The sequence below is a fragment of the uncultured Chitinophaga sp. genome, assembly GCF_937874145.1.
In the GTDB taxonomy this organism is placed as follows: Bacteria; Bacteroidota; Bacteroidia; order Chitinophagales; family Chitinophagaceae; genus Chitinophaga.
The window spans coordinates 1-2,790 of sequence record NZ_CALNBI010000342.1 but is presented as its reverse complement, the minus strand read 5'-3'; the positions used below and the strand labels follow the sequence as shown (position 1 = coordinate 2,790).

The 2,790-nt window shown below is 51.0% G+C and carries 4 protein-coding genes; 1 reads left to right on the top strand and 3 read right to left on the bottom strand.

Annotated elements, in window-relative coordinates; genetic code table 11:
• Positions 1-223: 223 nt before the first annotated feature.
• Positions 224-1,348 (bottom strand): trypsin-like peptidase domain-containing protein, encoded by a 1,125-nt coding sequence (locus tag Q0510_RS16870; protein WP_298714432.1) that lies wholly within the window; start codon positions 1,346-1,348, stop codon positions 224-226.
• Positions 1,338-1,898: a sigma-70 family RNA polymerase sigma factor gene (locus Q0510_RS16865; RefSeq protein WP_298714430.1), complete on the bottom strand. Its 561-nt coding sequence runs from the start codon at positions 1,896-1,898 to the stop codon at positions 1,338-1,340. Before Q0510_RS16865 ends, Q0510_RS16870 begins: the two co-directional genes overlap by 11 nt.
• A gap of 136 nt (positions 1,899-2,034) precedes the next feature.
• Here Q0510_RS16865 and Q0510_RS16860 point away from each other — a divergent pair, with 136 nt between their 5' ends.
• On the top strand, positions 2,035-2,250 hold the full coding sequence (locus tag Q0510_RS16860; RefSeq protein ID WP_298714428.1) for a hypothetical protein: 216 nt from the start codon (positions 2,035-2,037) through the stop codon (positions 2,248-2,250).
• A gap of 324 nt (positions 2,251-2,574) precedes the next feature.
• Here Q0510_RS16860 and Q0510_RS16855 read toward each other — a convergent pair.
• Positions 2,575-2,790: hypothetical protein (locus Q0510_RS16855; RefSeq protein ID WP_298714426.1), on the bottom strand; the 216-nt coding region annotated here is incomplete at its 5' end.

Genomic DNA, 2,790 nt, shown 5'->3' with positions numbered 1-2,790 from the left:
CAGTTTGGGTAGGAGCGATTCCTGGGGCATTACCGCCATTGATCGGATATTACGCGGCCTTTGAGTCTGCGGGATTTGGACTGGCATACGCTGAGGTTAATGAAGCTGCGTAAAGGTAGGATGGAGGCGGCAGGTATAGGTACTAACCCTTATTTAAAAGCGAAGGACCGGCTGCTGGGAAATCCTTTGCGGCCGGTCCTTCTATTTTTCATTTTTCAATCGCTTAGTTGTACACTTTCACCATATATACGAATTCTTCCAGTTTGCGCGCCTGTTCCACACGGGGAAGGCCCAGCAGCTGGTTCTTCTGTTTGAGGTCTTTGCGGTTGAATTTCTCTTTCGGTAATTCTTCGAGTAATCTTTTCAGGTGGCCCGATTTTACGGCGAAGGCGATGCCTTCGGAGGTGGACTGGCGGCCGGTGATGATGCCGATGAGCTCGCCGTTCATATCGAGCAGGGGGGCGCCGGAGTTGCCGGGGTTCACGGGGATGGACACCTGGTAGGCCAGGGTGTCGCCGTTAAAGCCGGTCTGCGCGCTGATGTAGCCCATGCCGAAAACGATCTCGTCGCGGGGGTAGCCCATGGAGAACACTTCCTGCCCGAGGCGGGAGGGGTCTTTTTTGAGCGTATACGGGAGGGGGGCGGAGCGGAAGGAGCTGTCTGCCACGCGGAGAACGGCCAGGTCGCTGGAAACGTCTTCGAATACGCTGACGGCCTTGAAGGCTTCGCCTTTGTTGTTTTGCAGGTAGATGGAATCCGCCCCGGCGATCACATGGTAATTGGTGACCATATAGCCGTTGCGGGAGATGGCGAAGCAGGTGCCGCCATAGGTGCCGGGGTTGACGGGGCCGGCGTTTTTATTGTTGATATCGCGGATGAGGGCGTTTTGCGAGCGCTGGATGTTGTTCAGCACGCGGCGGACGTCTTCATATTTGGCGGTGTAGGAGTTTTTGGCGGAGCGCTGCATGATCGCCATGGTTGCCAGGGACGTGACCAGTGCGATAGAAGCGGCGGCGGCCACGGAGTACCAGGTGCGGCGGCGGCTGGTCATGGTGACCACGGGGGGCTGCCGGACCGGCTGGGGGTGTGGGTTGGCTGTGGCGTCCTGGGGGTGGAGGGCGTGCATCCGGGCGCGGAGGCTTTGGCGTGCGCCGTGGGCCCTGAGCTGGGAGAGGAACGCCTCGTGGGCGGAAACTTCCCGTTGGAGATCGGGGTTCCGGCGCAGGAGGGATTCGAACGCTTCTTTCTCCGGGGCGGTCATTTCACCGTCCAGGTAGCGCTCTATTTCCTGTATTTTATGTAATTCGTTCATCACGGATTCCTGCTTGGCTTTATATTTAGTTCGCAAAAAATAGTTTCTTCAGCCGCATGAGGCATTTGTACTTCTGGTTCTTGGCGTTCTCGGCATTGGTATACCCGAACTGTTCGGCGATTTCCTGCATGCTCCGGCGGCGGATGTAATATTCCTCCAGGATGGTCTTGCAGGGTTCCCCGATCTTCCCCATGGCGGCTTCCATTTGTTGGAACTGCGCATCCTTTTCCAGGTGCGTTTCCAGGGCGTCCGCCGCGTCGGGGGATTCTTCCACGTCTTCCGGGAGGGGGCTGTTATAAGGCCCGCTCTGGAGCTTTTTGAGCCACATCCGCCGGCAAACGGCGTAAAGGAAGGTTTTTAACCGGGACGAGAGTACAAAATTCCCTTCTTTTGCCTTTTCGTATAAGACTATCATCGATTCCTGGAAGATGTCTTTGGCATCGTCCGCCGACCCATTGTGCTGCAAAATCATCCGTTCTACCATCGGATAATGCTCTAAATATATGATTTCCAGAGCCTTATCGTCGTTAGCGGCTAATCTGTGCAGTAATTCCTGATCCTTTTCTATGTGCAAAAGATTATTCACTGATTAATACGGTTTGGGCGGGTTTAGTAACCCAAAGTAGGCAAAATAAATTTTTTTTCAGATTGCGGGTTACCTTTCGTTTGAACCGGGTATAAAGGTTAAATCTCATTTCAATAAAACCTTAAAACGTATCAAAATGAAAAAATTCGGTTTCCTCGCTCTCGCCCTGGGTCTGTTCGCTGTAGCTTGCAACAACGCTGGTACCTCCACTGAAGGTGATTCCACTAAAGTTGACAGCCTGGTTCAGGAAGCTCAGAGCACCGTTGACTCTGCTGCTGCTGTTGTTGATTCCGCTGCTGCCGTAGTTGACTCTACCGCTAAAGCTATCGACTCTACTGCTAAAGCTCACTAATTAATAGGCAAGCATTAAAGGATATTCATCCGGCCCCCTGCACCCGCAGGGGGCTTTTTTATATGTTATTGATTATCAATTGTATTGTAGCCGGCCTGATTTTATCACCCTGGTTGCCCTTTAGTACGGTTACAGTACGGTATCCCTACTGTATCCTTACCAAGCCGTTACTACGTCCCCGTAAAGCCCCCTTTCAACAACCATCACATCCCGCCAAATTATTTGCTATAGCATTCAATCAGCCGTTTTACTAGCCATGTAGCGGGTGATTTTCATGTTTTATTGGAAAAAAATCAATAAACTTGGTTTTTTGTTAGATGGGATTTATATTTTGTCTTCCCTGTTTGAAAAAATGAAATCCTGCTTTACTTTTGTCCTATCAAACAACGCAAACACATTATCTGATGCAACAGCATACTTTTGGATACTTTTACGGCTTTTACTTTTTCTGGTACCAGAATTAGGAGGTTCGTTTTTGCTGATCCAAACAGATAAAAAATATAACGGGCCTCCTGCAAAAGGGGGCCTTTTTCTTTGTAA

Bases quoted from the DNA above. Each gene is read 5' to 3' on its own strand.
- Q0510_RS16860 (WP_298714428.1), top strand. From the start codon at position 2,035: ATGAAAAAATTCGGTTTCCTCGCTCTCGCCCTGGGTCTGTTCGCTGTA.